Origin of the sequence: Micromonospora sp. NPDC049301 (assembly GCF_040678715.1) — a bacterium.
Lineage (GTDB): Bacteria > Actinomycetota > Actinomycetes > Mycobacteriales > Micromonosporaceae > Micromonospora.
Genome location: NZ_JBFAQO010000003.1, coordinates 426,065 through 439,580 on the forward strand (window position 1 = coordinate 426,065; position 13,516 = coordinate 439,580).

15 protein-coding genes are annotated in these 13,516 nt (G+C 70.6%); 14 read left to right on the plus strand and 1 reads right to left on the minus strand.

The annotated features are described in order from the left end of the window. Window positions 1-50 precede the first annotated feature (50 nt). From AB0K07_RS11880 to AB0K07_RS11930, 11 genes are all read left to right on the plus strand, one after another. Window positions 51-356, plus strand: coding sequence for a hypothetical protein (locus AB0K07_RS11880; protein WP_363753692.1), 306 nt, complete (start codon window positions 51-53; stop codon window positions 354-356). 5 nt (window positions 357-361) lie between these two features. Further along, on the plus strand, window positions 362-868 hold the full coding sequence (locus AB0K07_RS11885; protein WP_363753694.1) for a hypothetical protein: 507 nt from the start codon (window positions 362-364) through the stop codon (window positions 866-868). Further along, window positions 868-1,452 carry a hypothetical protein gene (locus tag AB0K07_RS11890; RefSeq protein ID WP_363753697.1) on the plus strand — a complete coding sequence of 195 codons (585 nt, stop codon included), beginning with the start codon at window positions 868-870 and terminating at the stop codon, window positions 1,450-1,452. The genes AB0K07_RS11885 and AB0K07_RS11890 overlap by 1 nt, the downstream gene beginning before the upstream one ends. Then, window positions 1,449-2,501, plus strand: a complete 1,053-nt coding sequence (locus AB0K07_RS11895) for a hypothetical protein (RefSeq protein WP_363753699.1) — start codon at window positions 1,449-1,451, stop codon at window positions 2,499-2,501. The genes AB0K07_RS11890 and AB0K07_RS11895 overlap by 4 nt, the downstream gene beginning before the upstream one ends. Continuing rightward, window positions 2,486-2,887, plus strand: a complete 402-nt coding sequence (locus AB0K07_RS11900; RefSeq protein ID WP_363753702.1) for an NUDIX domain-containing protein — start codon at window positions 2,486-2,488, stop codon at window positions 2,885-2,887. Before AB0K07_RS11895 ends, AB0K07_RS11900 begins: the two co-directional genes overlap by 16 nt. Window positions 2,888-2,941: 54 nt before the next feature. Then, a complete protein-coding gene (locus AB0K07_RS11905) occupies window positions 2,942-3,493 on the plus strand; it encodes a GTP cyclohydrolase I (RefSeq protein ID WP_363753705.1) in 552 nt (183 codons plus the stop codon). Between the two features lie 111 nt (window positions 3,494-3,604). Then, window positions 3,605-5,473, plus strand: coding sequence for an adenosylcobalamin-dependent ribonucleoside-diphosphate reductase (locus AB0K07_RS11910; RefSeq protein WP_363753707.1), 1,869 nt, complete (start codon window positions 3,605-3,607; stop codon window positions 5,471-5,473). A 31-nt stretch (window positions 5,474-5,504) separates the two neighbouring features. Continuing rightward, complete coding sequence (locus AB0K07_RS11915; protein ID WP_363753710.1) at window positions 5,505-6,197, plus strand: class I SAM-dependent methyltransferase; 693 nt, start codon at window positions 5,505-5,507, stop codon at window positions 6,195-6,197. Further along, entirely contained in the window at window positions 6,194-6,781 is a 588-nt protein-coding gene (locus tag AB0K07_RS11920) for a nucleoside triphosphate pyrophosphatase (RefSeq protein WP_363753713.1), read from the plus strand. Before AB0K07_RS11915 ends, AB0K07_RS11920 begins: the two co-directional genes overlap by 4 nt. 35 nt (window positions 6,782-6,816) lie before the next feature. Further along, complete coding sequence (locus AB0K07_RS11925) at window positions 6,817-7,812, plus strand: sugar kinase (RefSeq protein ID WP_363753716.1); 996 nt, start codon at window positions 6,817-6,819, stop codon at window positions 7,810-7,812. Window positions 7,813-7,905: 93 nt separating this feature from the next. Beyond that, complete coding sequence (locus AB0K07_RS11930; protein WP_363753719.1) at window positions 7,906-9,519, plus strand: FAD-binding oxidoreductase; 1,614 nt, start codon at window positions 7,906-7,908, stop codon at window positions 9,517-9,519. 13 nt (window positions 9,520-9,532) lie between these two features. On the opposite strand, the gene AB0K07_RS11935 is transcribed toward AB0K07_RS11930, so the two are convergent. Further along, window positions 9,533-10,246, minus strand: a complete 714-nt coding sequence (locus AB0K07_RS11935; RefSeq protein WP_363753722.1) for a hypothetical protein — start codon at window positions 10,244-10,246, stop codon at window positions 9,533-9,535. Between the two features lie 278 nt (window positions 10,247-10,524). On the opposite strand from AB0K07_RS11935, the gene AB0K07_RS11940 reads away from it, so the two are divergent. The 3 genes from AB0K07_RS11940 to AB0K07_RS11950 all read left to right on the plus strand — a co-directional run bounded on the left by AB0K07_RS11940 (window position 10,525) and on the right by AB0K07_RS11950 (window position 13,499). After that, a complete protein-coding gene (locus AB0K07_RS11940) occupies window positions 10,525-10,902 on the plus strand; it encodes a UBP-type zinc finger domain-containing protein (RefSeq protein WP_363753725.1) in 378 nt (125 codons plus the stop codon). Between the two features lie 446 nt (window positions 10,903-11,348). Then, on the plus strand, window positions 11,349-12,869 hold the full coding sequence (locus AB0K07_RS11945) for a polysaccharide lyase family 1 protein (protein WP_363753727.1): 1,521 nt from the start codon (window positions 11,349-11,351) through the stop codon (window positions 12,867-12,869). A 201-nt stretch (window positions 12,870-13,070) separates the two neighbouring features. Continuing rightward, on the plus strand, window positions 13,071-13,499 hold the full coding sequence (locus AB0K07_RS11950) for a Fur family transcriptional regulator (RefSeq protein ID WP_363753730.1): 429 nt from the start codon (window positions 13,071-13,073) through the stop codon (window positions 13,497-13,499). Window positions 13,500-13,516: the final 17 nt, after the last annotated feature.

The following is a 13,516-nucleotide window of genomic DNA, read 5'->3' on the forward strand; positions in this document are numbered from 1 at the left end:
TCTCCCGCGGTGCCCTCGACCAACCGCCATCGCTTCCACGGAGGAGCCTCATGCAATCCAACACTGTTCAGGTGGGCACCAACCTGGTGTACCAGGACGACCGGGTCCGCATCTGGACGCTCGACCTCGCCCCGGGGGAGGAGACCATCGTCCACCAGCACCCCTGCGACTACGTGTACGTCGTGCTCAGCCCCGGCCAGACGGAGACCATCTGCACCGACGGGACGGTGCTGCCGGGCGACGACAAGACCGGTGACGCGGTCTACCACGACGCCGGACTGCCCCACCTGCTGCGCAACGTGGGCACCACGCCGTACGCGAACGTCATCGTCGAACTCGTCTCCACCGGGCGGTGACGGTCGTGGGTGCCGTAGGCGCGTACCAGGCGTTGGTGGACAGTGACGTCGACCTGATCACGGCCGTTCCCGACTCCCTGTTGGCCCCCCTGCACCGCTGCGCCGCCGAGCGCGACGACATCGCGTACCTCCCGGTCTGCGACGAGGCGACGGCCGTCGGCATCGCCGCCGGCGCCCGCCTGGCGGGCAGCCGGAGCCTGGTGCTGATGGAGAACTCCGGGCTGCGCCGGGCCTGCGAGACCCTGGCACGATTCACTCTCAGCCACCGCCTGCACACCGTGCTGCTGCTGGCCCGCCGTGGCGCTTTCGGGGAGGCCAACTGGTGGGGCCTGCCCCACGAGGAGACCATGCATCCCCACCTGCGGATGCTGTCCGTGGCGGCGGCGGAGGTCGACTCGGTCGAGGCGTTTCCCGGACTGCTCCGGCGGGCCTACGACACACTCGACACCGGTCAGCGAACCGTGGCGCTGGTGGCGAATCCGTCGTTCGTCGAGGAACTGCGGGGCCGGTAGTGCAGACCTCCGAGTTCCTCGCCGCCCTGCTCGACCGGCTCCCGCCGGACAGCCTGCTCGTCTCCGCCCTCGGCCGCACCAGCGAGGAGCTGTACCGGCTCGCGGCAGCCAGGACGCTGGTCACGGACACCATGGGCGACGTCGCCGCGCTGTCGACCGGCCTGGCCATCGGCGCCCGCCCGCTGACCGTCGCGGGCATCGACACCGACGGCAGCTTTTTGATGAACCTCTCGGTGGTGACCGCACTGGGCGCGTGCCTGCCCACGCTCGACAACCACACGCTGGCGATCGTCGACAACGGGCTCTACGAGTCGGCGGGCGGGATGCCGAGCCGGGGCGTCCCGCTGGACTGGCGCCAGCTCTTCGGGGCGGTAGGCCTCACCGTGGTGACCGTCCGCACGCCGGCGGACCTGCCGGAGAAGCTCCCCGAACCCGGGGTGGTCGTGGTCGGTCACGTCACGAACGACGACCCCGCCCCGCCAGCGGCCAAGCCGATCGACGGCGTGGAGTCCGCGTACCTGATCGAGAAGTATGTCGCCCGCCAGCGTGGGGTGGCGTACCGGCGACCGGCGGTCAAGACATGAGACTGATCATCACCCGCGACGGCGGCACGCTCTACGAGCACCCCCATCCGGGGCCGGCCCGCGTGCTGCTCTGCTCGACCGAACCGTCTCGGCAGCTGCTGACGGATCCCGCCGTCACCGGCAGCGCGTACCGCCGCCTGGTGCGCTCCGCCGTGGCCGACGCCCTGGCGATGTTCCGCGCCGACGCGGCCGGCGCCCGGGTGCTGTCGGCCGATGAGATGTCGGTGGTCACCATCCTCCGGGGCGGGCTGAGCTTCGGCGTCGAGGAAGCGGTCACGACCGCCTGCGACGTGGAGGCGGACGTCAGCTTCGTCGGCACCGAACGGTCCGCGTCGGCTCTCCCGAATATCGTGTACGAGCGCTGGGAACTCGGCTCCGGCCCGGTCCTCGCCGGCGACATCCTGGCCACCGGCGGGACGGTGACCGCGGTGTTGTCGAGCCTCCGGGCCGCCGCCGTCCCGCGGCGACGTCGGCCCACCGCCGTCGTGCTGGTGGCGATCGGCTCGGCCGCGGGCGTCGACGCCGTTCAGCGGTTCGTCGCCGCCTGGGATCCGTCCGAGCGGCCGGAGGTCACCATCATCCTGCTCGAAGCCTCGTTCGCGCTGCCGGCCCCCGGCACCACCGCACCGTTCCCGCGGTTCTCCTTCGACCTGCTCCGGTCGGCGGCCGGCTCGACACCGGAGTACGAGGCGGCCCGGCTGGCCTCGGTCGGCAGCCTGTTCGAACGCTGTGCCGTCTACGACGGCGGCGTGCGGGCCTTCACCCCGTCCGCCCACGTCGATGACCGTGCCTCCTGGTGGGCGACCGTGGTGGACCGGGCCGTCCCGCTGTCGGTCCTGGCGAGGCAGACAGCGGGACTGTCCGACTATGCGCTTCCGCCGTCCCGGTGGCGTCGGCACCTACCCTGGGCCTCGCAATCCGGCGTGGACCTGGACCTCATCCATGACCTCGGCGCACGCGCGTTGGGCTACGCCGAGAGGACCGCCACCGCCGACCACGTGAACGAACAGCTCGCCAAAGGACGAACCCAACGATGCCCAGTCGCCTGATCGACAAGATCGCATGGATCCACCTCGCCGACGGGCGGGTCCTCTCCACCAGGTCACATGGCCGCCAGCGCTACTACCTCCCGGGTGGCAAGCGGGAGGCCGGCGAGAGCGACCTCGACACTCTGGTCCGCGAGGCCAAGGAGGAACTGACGATCGACCTCGACCCGCTCACCGCCACCTTCCTCGGCGAGTTCCAGGCCCAGGCCGACGCCCACCCGGACGGGGTCGAGGTGCGGATGCGCTGCTACGAGTCCGCGTACCAGGGCCGCATCCAGGCCTCGGCGGAGATCGCCGAGGTGGCCTGGCTGACCTACGCGGACCGACACCTGACCTCACCCGTCGACCAGATCATCTTCGACCACCTGCACGACCAGGGACGCCTCTAGACCAGACCCGCCGCGCGCCCACCGGGCGCGCGGCCCACCCCCTCAGGAGGAGACGTGACCATCGCCGAATGGCTCGAGCAGAACATCACCACCGACAAGCGTGCGCTCGACTGGTACACCGGACCCGAGTGCGAACCCCGCATCGTCCGCGCGTACAAGGAACTGCTCAGCGGCTACGACACTGACACGTCCAAGATTCTCAAGACCACCTGTGTGGTGGAGGACGAGCACACCGGCGTCGTCGACGTCCACAACATCAACTACTTCTCGATCTGCGCGCACCACTTCCTGCCCTTCTTCGGCAAGGTGGACATCACCTACGTGCCCGGCCAGCGAATCCTCGGGCTCGGCAAGTTCCCCCGGCTGGTGCAGGCGTACAGCAAGCGGTTCCAGATCCAGGAATACCTGGTCAAGGACATCGCATTGGAGATCATGAACAGCGGCGGCGCACGGGCCGTCCGGGTCTCGTCCACGGGTCGGCACATGTGCATGTGCAGTCGCGGCCCCTCGGACCAGACGGTCATCACCGACACCTCGTTCGTCGCCGGAGACGCCGCGCTGCTGACCGACTTCGGCGCGCCCCGGTCGGTCGTCCGTCGCGGTTGAGCGGGTCTCCGCCTCCGTTCCCGCCGTCGCTGCCCCGCCACCCGTTCGCGCCCCGCCGTCACGGACTTCCATGCGCATCTCCGTGCCGCCGCTTCAGGGAAGGTCAGCCCCATGCCCGTCCAGACGTCCAGACTCTTCGAATCAGCGTTGCACGAACTCCGTTCCACCCGGACCCGGCAGGCCGCGTTCAGCCAGAACGCCCAGCTGCTGCTTCAGGAGCGCTACCTGGCCCGCGACGCCGACGGGCAGGTCACGGAGACTCCGGAGGCGATGCTGCGGCGGGTGGCGCGGGCCCTCGCCCGAGCAGAGCAGGCCGACGTCGCCGACCACTGGGAGGCGGCGTTCTACGAGGTGATGGCACGCCTGGAGTTCCACCCGGGCAGCCGTACCCTTGCCAACGCCGGCACCCGCCAGCCGCAACTCGCGAACTGTTTCGTCTTCCCTGTGGAGGACTCGCAGGAGAGCGTCCTGCGAACCTTCTCGGAGTCGTCGATCGTGAAGAGCTACGGCGGCGGATGCGGCTTCAACTACTCGAACATCCGGCCCCGCGGCGACGAGGTTCGGGGCAACCCCGGGCTGGCGATCGGCCCCGTGGCGCTGCTCAAGCTCTTCGACGACGCCACAAAACTGTTCCGGCAGCGCGGCCGGTACGAGAGCGGCAACATGGCCATCCTCGACGTGGATCACCCGGACGTGCTCGACTTCGTGACGGCCAAGCGGGTGGACGGCCTGCTCAGCATGACCAACATCTCGCTGGGGGTGACCGACGCCTTCATGCGGGCCGTCGAGGCGGACGCCGGGTGGACCCTGGTCAACCGGCGTACCGGTGCGGCCGTCCGGACCCTGCCCGCCCGGGAACTCTTCGCCGCCGCGTGTGAACTGGCCTGCGAGACGGGCGATCCGGGGCTGATCTTCCTCGACAACATGAACCGGAACAACCCGCTGCGCGACAGCATGGGCGACATCGTCGCCACCAATCCCTGCGGAGAGATCGGGCTCTATCCCTACGAAGCCTGCAACCTCGGGTACGTGAACCTGCCCCGGCTCCTGCTGCCGGCGGACCGCCGGAACCCCGACCACCTGTTCGACCTGGACCGGTTGCGGGTGGTCATGGCCGCCGCCGTCCGGATGATCGACGACGCCATCTCCGAGTCGTGGTTCCCGGTGGCGGAGATCCGGGAGGCGGTGCAGGGCAACCGACGCATCGGCATCGGGGTCACCGGTTGGGCGGAGAGCCTGGCGCTGGCCGGGATCCCGTACGACTCCGAGGAGGCGCTCAGCGCGGCCACCGTTTTGGCCCGGTCGATGCGGGAGTTCGCGTACGACGCGACGGTCGCGCTGGCCCGGGAGCGGGGGCCCTTCCCCAACGTGCACCGGTCGATCTGGAAGGACGCCGAACAGCAGCCGCGCAACGTGGCGGTGCTCGCCATGCCGCCCAGCGGGAACAACGCGGTCATCTTCGACACCAGCTTCAGCATCGAGCCGTTCTTCGCGATGTCCTACACCCAGCGGGTGTTCGGCGGTCGGGAGATCCGCTCCGTCAACCGGCTCCTGCTGCGCGAACTCGCCGCGCATGGCGTCGACGAGGCCGACCTGCTCCAGGAGATCGCCGAGAACGGCGGCGGCGTGCAGGGGCTGTCCCGGGTGCCGGAGGACGTCCAGCGGGTCTACCGGACCGCCCACGACATCACACCCGAGTGGCATGTCCGCATGCAGGCTGCCTTCCAGGAACACGTCGACAACGCCGTCACCAAGACGGTCAACCTGCCGCGCACCGCCACGGCGGAGCAGGTCGCGGCGCTGTACCAGCAGGCGTGGCGCCTGGGTTGCAAGGGGATCACCGTCTACCGCGACGCGTCCCGGGCCGACCAGGCGATCGAGGCGACCAGGCCCTCGGCGGTGGTCACCGCTCCGGTCACGACCACGACCTCGGGGGTCGCCTGCGACCCGGCCGACGGCACCTGCGCCGTGTGCGAGTGACCGATCCCTGTTCAAGGAAACGGAGTATCTGATGAGCCGCGATCTCTGGGAGCGGGAGTACGTCAATCACTCGATCTCGTCGTCGACGAACGACAGGCCGTCGCACGGCACCGCCTTCCTGCGCAAGCACCTGCCGAGGATCTCGCAGGTGGTGGGGCCGCCACGCCTTCTTGATCTGGGCTGCGGGGGCGGCCGTAACGCCGCCGATCTGGCCGAGACCGGGCTGGCCATCTTCGGCATGGACTTCGCCCACCGGCCGCTGCTCGCCGCCCGCACCCGTCTCGGTCCCGGGCCGAGCCGACTGGTGCAGGCGTCGATGAAGGCGCCGCTGCCGTTCCGGGACGGCGCGTTCAGCCTGGTGACCGCCTTCACCAGCCTGGAGAACGTGACCGAGGACGACCGGCTGAGGGCGCTCGCCCGGGAGGTCTGGCGCGTCCTCTGCCCCGGCGGGTTGTTCTTCGCCTACTTCCTCACCCCGGACGACGGCTACTACCTGCCGCTGATCAACCGCGACGGCGACGGCCGGAACCTCACCTTCGACCCGGTCACCGATCTGCGCCAGCGGGTGTACCGGGTGGAGGAACTCAGCGCGCTGTTCCGGCCGTCCTTCGCACTCGTGGGAGCTGACCGCATCTCCTTCCCGGACATCCGCTCGGGTGCCGTGCACCAGCGGCTGCTGGCCACCGCGATCTGGCAGCGCTCGGAGGAGGGAGAGCCGGAATGACGAAGATCGTGCTCGGCTCCGGTTCGCCGTCGCGGCTCGACCTGCTACGCCGGGCGGGTCTGGACCCCGTCGTCCAACCCAGCGGCGTGGACGAGACACCCCGGGCGGGGGAGACGCCCGCCCAGTTGACGGATCGACTGGCCCGGGCGAAGGCGGCTGCCGTCGCCGCCGGGGTCGACGACGCGCTCGTGATCGGATGCGACTCGGTGCTGGAGTTCGACGGCGCCGCGTACGGCAAGCCCCACAGGCCGGATGTCGCGCTCGAGATGTGGCGCCGCGTCTCTGGTCGGGCGGCGGTCTTTCACACCGGTCACTGCGTCGTGGACACCCGCGTCGGGCGGACGGTCGCCGAGGTGTGCTCCACCGACGTCCGCTTCGCCGAGGTCTCCGAGGACGAGATGGCCGCGTACGTCGCCACCTCGGAGCCGTTGCTGGTGGCGGGCGCCTTCAAGGTCAACGGGCGGGGCGGGTGGTTCGTGGACCACGTGTCGGGCCACCCGTCGAACCTCGAAGGACTGTCGCTGCCCGTCCTGCGGCGCCTCCTGCACCGGCTGGACGTCCGCACGGTCCGGCTCTGGGCCTGATCGTGCGGACCGGACGCGACGGATCGGGCGCGCACATGGCCCTCGCGCCCGACGCCCCGGATCCCCGGGTGTCCCCGCGGGTCGTCGTGGTCGGCGATGTGACCACGGACATCGTCGCCGTGCTGGAGGCTCCGCTGGCCTTCGGCTCGGACACGCCGGGCAGCGTGCGGACACGGCCCGGCGGACAGGGCGCGAACAGCGCCGCCTGGCTGGCCTGGCTCGGGCGACGGGTCACCCTCGTCGGCGCGGTCGGTGACGATGATGCCGGGCAGGCGCGGCTGCGGGAACTCACGTCAGCCGGGGTGGTGTGCGCGGTACGCCGCTGCCCCGGCGTGACGACCGGTACGGTCCTCGTGCTGTCACAGAGGGAGGACCGGACGATGGTGTCGCAGCGGGGCGCCAACCTCCACCTGAGCGGCCAGGATGTCACCGACGCCCTCGCGGCGTCCACCGACGCGGGCCACCTGCACCTGTCCGGATACCCGCTGCTGGACGACCTGTCGCGGGCGGGCGGACTGTCGGCGCTGGCCGAGGCCCGCCGCAGGGGTCTGACCTCCAGTGTGGACGCGGCGTCGGCGGAGCCCCTGCGCAGAGCCGGGGTGGAACGCTTCCTGGCCTGGGTCGCGGGGGTCGACATCCTGCTCGCCAACGCCGACGAGGCGACGGTGCTGACCGGTGCCGCGGATCCCGCCGAGGCGGCACGGCGGCTGGCCCGGTTCGCCCGCAACGCGGTCGTGAAGTTGGGCGGTGATGGCGCCCTCTGGTGCGACGGCAACGGCCACCTGTACCGCGCCGCAGCCCCGGCGGTGCCTGTCGTGGACAGCACCGGCGCGGGGGACGCCTTCGCGGCCGGGCTCGTCGCCGCGTGGGTCGACGGGTCCTCGCCCGTGGCGGCACTGCGCCACGGCTGTGAGCTCGGCGCCCTGTCAGTCACGGTGCTCGGAGGCCGACCGGGGTCGATGTCGCCGGGCGGTGGGCCCGGGGCGACCGGTGTCGGGCCGGGACGCCGGGGCAACCCGGTCGCCCACTGAAACACGGCAAGGTCTCTGCCATCGACGCGGTGCGTGCCGTCGAGTACGTTACCGGCGAGTAGATCTGGCGATGGTGGACGGCGGGGAGGCCGCATGGCCGGGAAACACCGTTCGTGGTGGGGCTGGGGGCACGTCGAGGACGCTGTGAGCGGCGCGGAGGCCACGGCGTTGGCGGGCCGGGTGCGTACCCTGCTGCCCGACGCCGACCTGACCGAGCACCTGGCGCCGCCGGTGGCCGAACTCGGCCTGCGCCCGCCGCGGGTCGATCCGCCCACGTCCCTCGCCCCGCTGTGCTCGACGGACCCGGCCGACCGGGCGGCGCACACCCACGGCAAGGCGTTCCGGGACGTCGTGCGCAACCTGCGCGGGGAGGTCCACCACCCACCGGACCTGGTGGTCCGGCCGGTCACCGAGCAGGACGTCGTCGACGTGCTGGACTGGTGCGCGCGCCGGAACGTCGCGGTCATCCCCTACGGCGGTGGGTCGTCCGTGGTCGGCGGCGTGGAGCCGCGGCTGGGTGACGCGTATCCGGCGGCGGTCAGTCTCGACCTCGGGCGCCTCGACCGGGTGCTGGAGGTGGATCCGACCAGCCGGGCGGCCCGCATCCAGGCCGGCGTGTTCGGCCCGGCACTGGAGGCCCAGCTCCGGTCGCACGACCTCACACTGCGGCACTTCCCGCAGTCGTTCGAGTTCTCCACCCTGGGCGGCTGGTTGGCCACCCGCGCCGGCGGTCACTACGCCACCGTCCTCACCCACATCGACGACCTGGTGGAGTCGATGAGGGTGGTGACCCCGGCGGGCGTCAGCCAGTCGCGCCGGCTGCCCGGCTCCGGCGCCGGGCCGTCCCCGGACCGGCTGTTCCTCGGCTCCGAAGGCGTGCTCGGCGTCATCACCGAGGCGTGGATGCGGCTACAGGACCGGCCCCGCTGGCGGGCGGGCGCCTCGGTGCACTTCACCGACTACGACGAGGCGGTCACCGCCACCCGGGCCATCGCCCAGTCCGGTCTGCACCCGAGCAACTGCCGGCTGCTCGACCCGGCGGAGGCGCTCCTCAACGCCGGCACCCCCACCACCGGCGGTGTGCTCGTCCTCGGATTCGAGTCCGCCGACCATCCGGTCACACCGTGGCTGGACCGCGCCGTCGAGCTGTGCCGCGACCACGGGGGAGTGCTGCCGGAGACATCCCGCGGCGACGACTCGACCGGCCGACGGCAGCGGACCACCGCCGCCGACACCTGGCGGTCGGCGTTCCTCCGGATGCCGTACCAGCGCGACGCGCTCGCCGCGCGGTCGATGATCGTGGAGACATTCGAGACCGCCTGCACCTGGGACCGATTCCCCGCCTTGCGCGCCGCGGTGCTCGACGCGGCCGGCGAAGCGCTGCGCGCCGTCGCCGCGACCGGTGTGGTCACCTGCCGCTTCACGCACGTCTACCCGGACGGCCCCGCCCCCTACTTCGGCGTGTACGCCACCGGCCGCTGGGGCGCCACCCTCGCCCAGTGGGACCAGATCAAGCGTGCCGTCTCCGACGCGCTGCTCGCCGCCGGTGGCACCATCACCCACCACCACGCCGTCGGCCGCGACCACCGACCGTGGTACGACCGGCAGCGTCCGGACCCGGTCGCGCTCGCACTGCGCGCCACGAAGAGCGCGCTCGACCCGTCCTGGATCCTGAACCCCGGGGTTCTCGTCGATCCCGCCGGCTGACGTCGACCCGGTCTCAGACCAGGAGGCGTTCCCGCATCGTCGCGCCCAGATTGATCCCACCCACCGCCCGCGGGCCGCTCGGATCGTGCAGGTCGAGGGTGTTGTTGCGGCGCATCAGCTCACGGACCGGCGGTGGCAGCCGGGGTGGGTCATCCATCGCCGCGAGGATCTGCGCGGCGCTCGAGATCAGTCGATCGACCAGGGCGGCGGCGTCGGTGTCCACCCGCACCCGGCCGTACTCCCAGCCGGCCGTGGTGAGGTCGAGAACCTCGAACATGCGGGTCAGGAGCGGGGAAGGGTCGGTCACCCGCTGGAGCCGGGACGCCCGGCTGCCGACCACCGCGACGGCGGCGGCCACCTGCGCGTACGGGTGGAACCCGGACGGCAACGCGAACAGCGGCCACCGCAGGTACGGGCCGGCTTCCTTCCACAGCGGCCGGTAGTTCCGGCGGTGCACCAGGAGCCGCCGGCCCGTCCGCCGGTGTATCTCGTGGGCCTGGGCCTGCAGGTCCGCGTAGGCCTCGTCGGCGACCTGGCTCACGATCCGGGCGGCCACCACCAGGCCGTCGTCGTCGTTCAGCATCCCGGTGACCGCCTCGACCTGCTCGGGAAACCGGATCTGCGCGTGGGCGCCGTACCGGTACTGGACGTCCCGTAGCAGCGCCTGCTGCCGTCCCGGATCGAGCTGGACCCGCCTGCCGCTCAGCAACCGCTGGAGCCAACGCATTTCGCCTCGTTTCAGCAGAGCCGTCCCGGACCGCGGCAATGCTAGTGCCTCGGACCTCCCTCGTATGGTGACGGGGTCGATGGGCGATCTCTGACCTCGATATGGCGGTGCGCGGCACATCTTCGACCGCAGGCCGTCGACCGTCGGTAAGCTCGTCGAGTGGTCGCGCCGCGGCGTGGCCCGCGACCAGCTGGTCAGCGGCCAGACGGGGCGACCGGGCGGGATGAGTACGGATCGGCCCCGACCGTCGGAGGCCGTGAGCCGCAAGGGAATGCGACGTGAGTGACCGGACGAGGCTGGATCCGCAGGACGTGACGGCGGCGATCCACCCTGCCCTACCACCCAGCGGCCCGGGGTGCGTGGAGTGCGAATCCTCCAGCGGGTGGTGGTTCCACCTACGCCGCTGCGCGACCTGCGGCCACGTCGGCTGCTGCGACTCCTCGCCGAGCCAGCACGCGACCGCTCACGCGACCGCGACGGGTCACACGGTCATCCAGAGCTTCGAGCCGGGTGAGTCGTGGTTCTGGGACTACTCCACCGACCAGTTCTACTCCGACGGGCCGGAGCTGGCCGCACCGCACTCGCACCCTCTCGACCAGCCTGCCCCCGGCCCCCGGGGCCGCGTACCGGAGGACTGGAAGAACCGGCTGCACTGACGCGACCGGCAGCCCCGCTCGACGCGTCCGGGCGTCTGCGCGTCTCGTGGTCTGACCCCGCCCTGATCCGGGTCGGGCCACGCTGTGCGTGTCCGCGCCGCCGGCACCCCGATTTGCGGGACCGTACGCCGACTCTCGTTCGGAAACTGCAAACAACCTGCAAACGCTAACTCTTGCCTTCAGGGAAAACGCTTTCCTACGATTGCGTCACGTCGATGTCTCATTCCTGAGCCGGGCCCGCGAGCATCGAGCATCCCCGGTGGCAGCGTGCCGTCTGCGCAACGGCATCCCCACTGCTACCAGGGCGATGGGAATTCAAGAAGATCCGATGCATTGACTGTCGGCAATTCCTGATGGCCAGAAAACCACCTGGGCTGGCAGGAGTGCGGTCACGACGACCGTCCCCGGCGCCGACAAATCTCATTCGACTACGAAGGTGAGGCGTGATGAGGCGACCAGTCGCACTGCGACTTCAGGCAACACTGGCCACGGCGGCCGTTGGGATCGCCATCGGGGTGGTGCTGCCGACTCCCCGGGCGACGGCGGCGGTCGGCAGCGCCACCGGCTACGCCACGCAGAACGGCGGGACCACCGGCGGCGCGGGCGGGCAGACGGTACGGGCCACCACGGGGACCGCCATCCACGCGGCGCTGTGCGGTCGCGCCAGTAGCAGCACCCCGATCATCATCGAGGTCACGGGGACCATCAACCACGGCAACACCAGCAAGGTGTCGGGGTCGAGCTGCAACACCGCGGACGGCGTGATCGAGCTCAAGCAGATCAGCAACGTCACCATGATCGGGGTGGGCAGCGGAGCGGTCTTCGACCAGCTCGGCATCCACGTCCGCGACTCCAGCAACATCATCGTCCAGAACGTGACCGTCCGGAACGTCAAGAAGTCGGGCTCGCCCACCTCCAACGGTGGCGACGCCATCGGCATGGAGAGCACGGTCCGCAACGTCTGGGTCGATCACGTGACCCTGGAGGCCTCGGGCGGGGAGTCGGAGGGGTACGACGGCCTCTTCGACATGAAGGACAACACCCAGTACGTGACCCTGTCCTACAGCATCCTGCGCAACTCCGGTCGCGGTGGGCTCGTCGGCTCCAGCGAGAGCGACCTCTCGAACGGCTTCATCACCTACCACCACAACCTGTACGAGAACATCGACTCCCGTACGCCGCTGCTGCGCGGCGGCACGGCCCACATCTACAACAACCACTACGTGAGCCTCCACGAGTCCGGCATCAACTCCCGGGCCGGGGCCAAGGTCAAGGTGGAGAACAACTACTTCCGCAACTCGAAGGACGTCCTGGGGACGTTCTACACCAACGAACGCGGCTACTGGCAGGTCAGCGGCAACACCTTCGACAACGTGACCTGGTCCGGCGCCGGCAGCGAGAACTACCCCGCCGGCCCCAACCCGACGTCCAACACCACCGTCAGCATCCCGTATTCGTACAGCCTCGACGGGGCGAGCTGCGTGCCGGACATCGTCCGTCAGACGGCGGGTACCAACACGGGTCTGAAGGTCTCGAACGGTAGCTGCTCGCCGCAGACTCCGCCGCCCACCACGCCCCCGCCGACCACCCCGCCGCCCAGCGGGACGAATCTCAGCCTCGGCGCCGGTGCCGACGGCTCCAGCAAGGCCGACGGGACAAGCTACGGCAACGTGCGGGACGGCAGCATCAGCACCTACTGGTCACCGGCGGGATCGACCGGCTCCGTCTCGATCAAGTGGGGTTCCGCCATCCGGCTGTCCCGAGTGATCATCCGCGAGCCGTCGGGAACCCAGGGTTCCATCGGGTCCTGGCAGCTGATCAACCACGACACCGGGGCCGTCCTGGCCTCCGGCGGCGGCGCGGGTCCGATCACCTTCTCCGCGACCGCACTGAGCAAGATCACCTTCAAGATCAACAGTTCGAGCGGTGCGCCACGGGTCGGCGAGTTCGAGACGTACGCCAGCTAGCAGCCGGCACGGGGCGGGGTCGGCAGACACTGCGGCCCCGCCCCACTCGCGTGACGGCAGGCTTCGGCCTGCCGATACGGCGTCAGTGGGTGAGCGGTACCGTGTCTGATATCGCGGGGTTTCGCCGTTTCGGAGGACTCCTACCGGGTTGAGACCGAGCCAAACTTGAACTGTTCCAGAAGAGTGGACTATGTTCGGCACGTGGCGTCCGACTTCGAGGCTCAGCTGCGGGCGGTCGCGTTGCGCGTGACCCGTCCCCGGCTGGCGGTTCTCGCCGCGCTGCGCGACCACCCGCACGTCGACACCGACACGGTGATCCGGCTGGTACGCACCGACCTTCCCCTGGTCTCCCACCAGGCGGTGTACGACGTCCTGCGCGCGCTCACCGACGCCGGTCTGGTGCGGCGCATCCAGCCCGCCGGTGCGACCGCCCGCTACGAAGCGCGGGTGGCGGACAACCACCACCACATCGTGTGCCGCTCCTGCGGTGCGATCGCCGACGTCGACTGCGCCGTCGGCGAGGCTCCCTGTCTCACCGCCTCGGACGACCACGGGTTCGTGGTCGACGAGGCGGAGGTCGTCTACTGGGGCACCTGCCCCGACTGTGCGACCAACCGCACCTCCCAGTGATCCGTCAGTTCGGAAGG

Bases quoted from the DNA above. Each gene is read 5' to 3' on its own strand.
- AB0K07_RS11930 (WP_363753719.1), top strand. From the start codon at position 7,906: ATGGCCGGGAAACACCGTTCGTGGTGGGGCTGGGGGCACGTCGAGGAC.
- AB0K07_RS11910 (WP_363753707.1), top strand. From the start codon at position 3,605: ATGCCCGTCCAGACGTCCAGACTCTTCGAATCAGCGTTGCACGAACTC.
- AB0K07_RS11935 (WP_363753722.1), bottom strand. From the start codon at position 10,246: ATGCGTTGGCTCCAGCGGTTGCTGAGCGGCAGGCGGGTCCAGCTCGAT.
- AB0K07_RS11915 (WP_363753710.1), top strand. From the start codon at position 5,505: ATGAGCCGCGATCTCTGGGAGCGGGAGTACGTCAATCACTCGATCTCG.
- AB0K07_RS11925 (WP_363753716.1), top strand. From the start codon at position 6,817: ATGGCCCTCGCGCCCGACGCCCCGGATCCCCGGGTGTCCCCGCGGGTC.
- AB0K07_RS11895 (WP_363753699.1), top strand. From the start codon at position 1,449: ATGAGACTGATCATCACCCGCGACGGCGGCACGCTCTACGAGCACCCC.
- AB0K07_RS11920 (WP_363753713.1), top strand. From the start codon at position 6,194: ATGACGAAGATCGTGCTCGGCTCCGGTTCGCCGTCGCGGCTCGACCTG.
- AB0K07_RS11900 (WP_363753702.1), top strand. From the start codon at position 2,486: ATGCCCAGTCGCCTGATCGACAAGATCGCATGGATCCACCTCGCCGAC.
- AB0K07_RS11880 (WP_363753692.1), top strand. From the start codon at position 51: ATGCAATCCAACACTGTTCAGGTGGGCACCAACCTGGTGTACCAGGAC.
- AB0K07_RS11945 (WP_363753727.1), top strand. From the start codon at position 11,349: ATGAGGCGACCAGTCGCACTGCGACTTCAGGCAACACTGGCCACGGCG.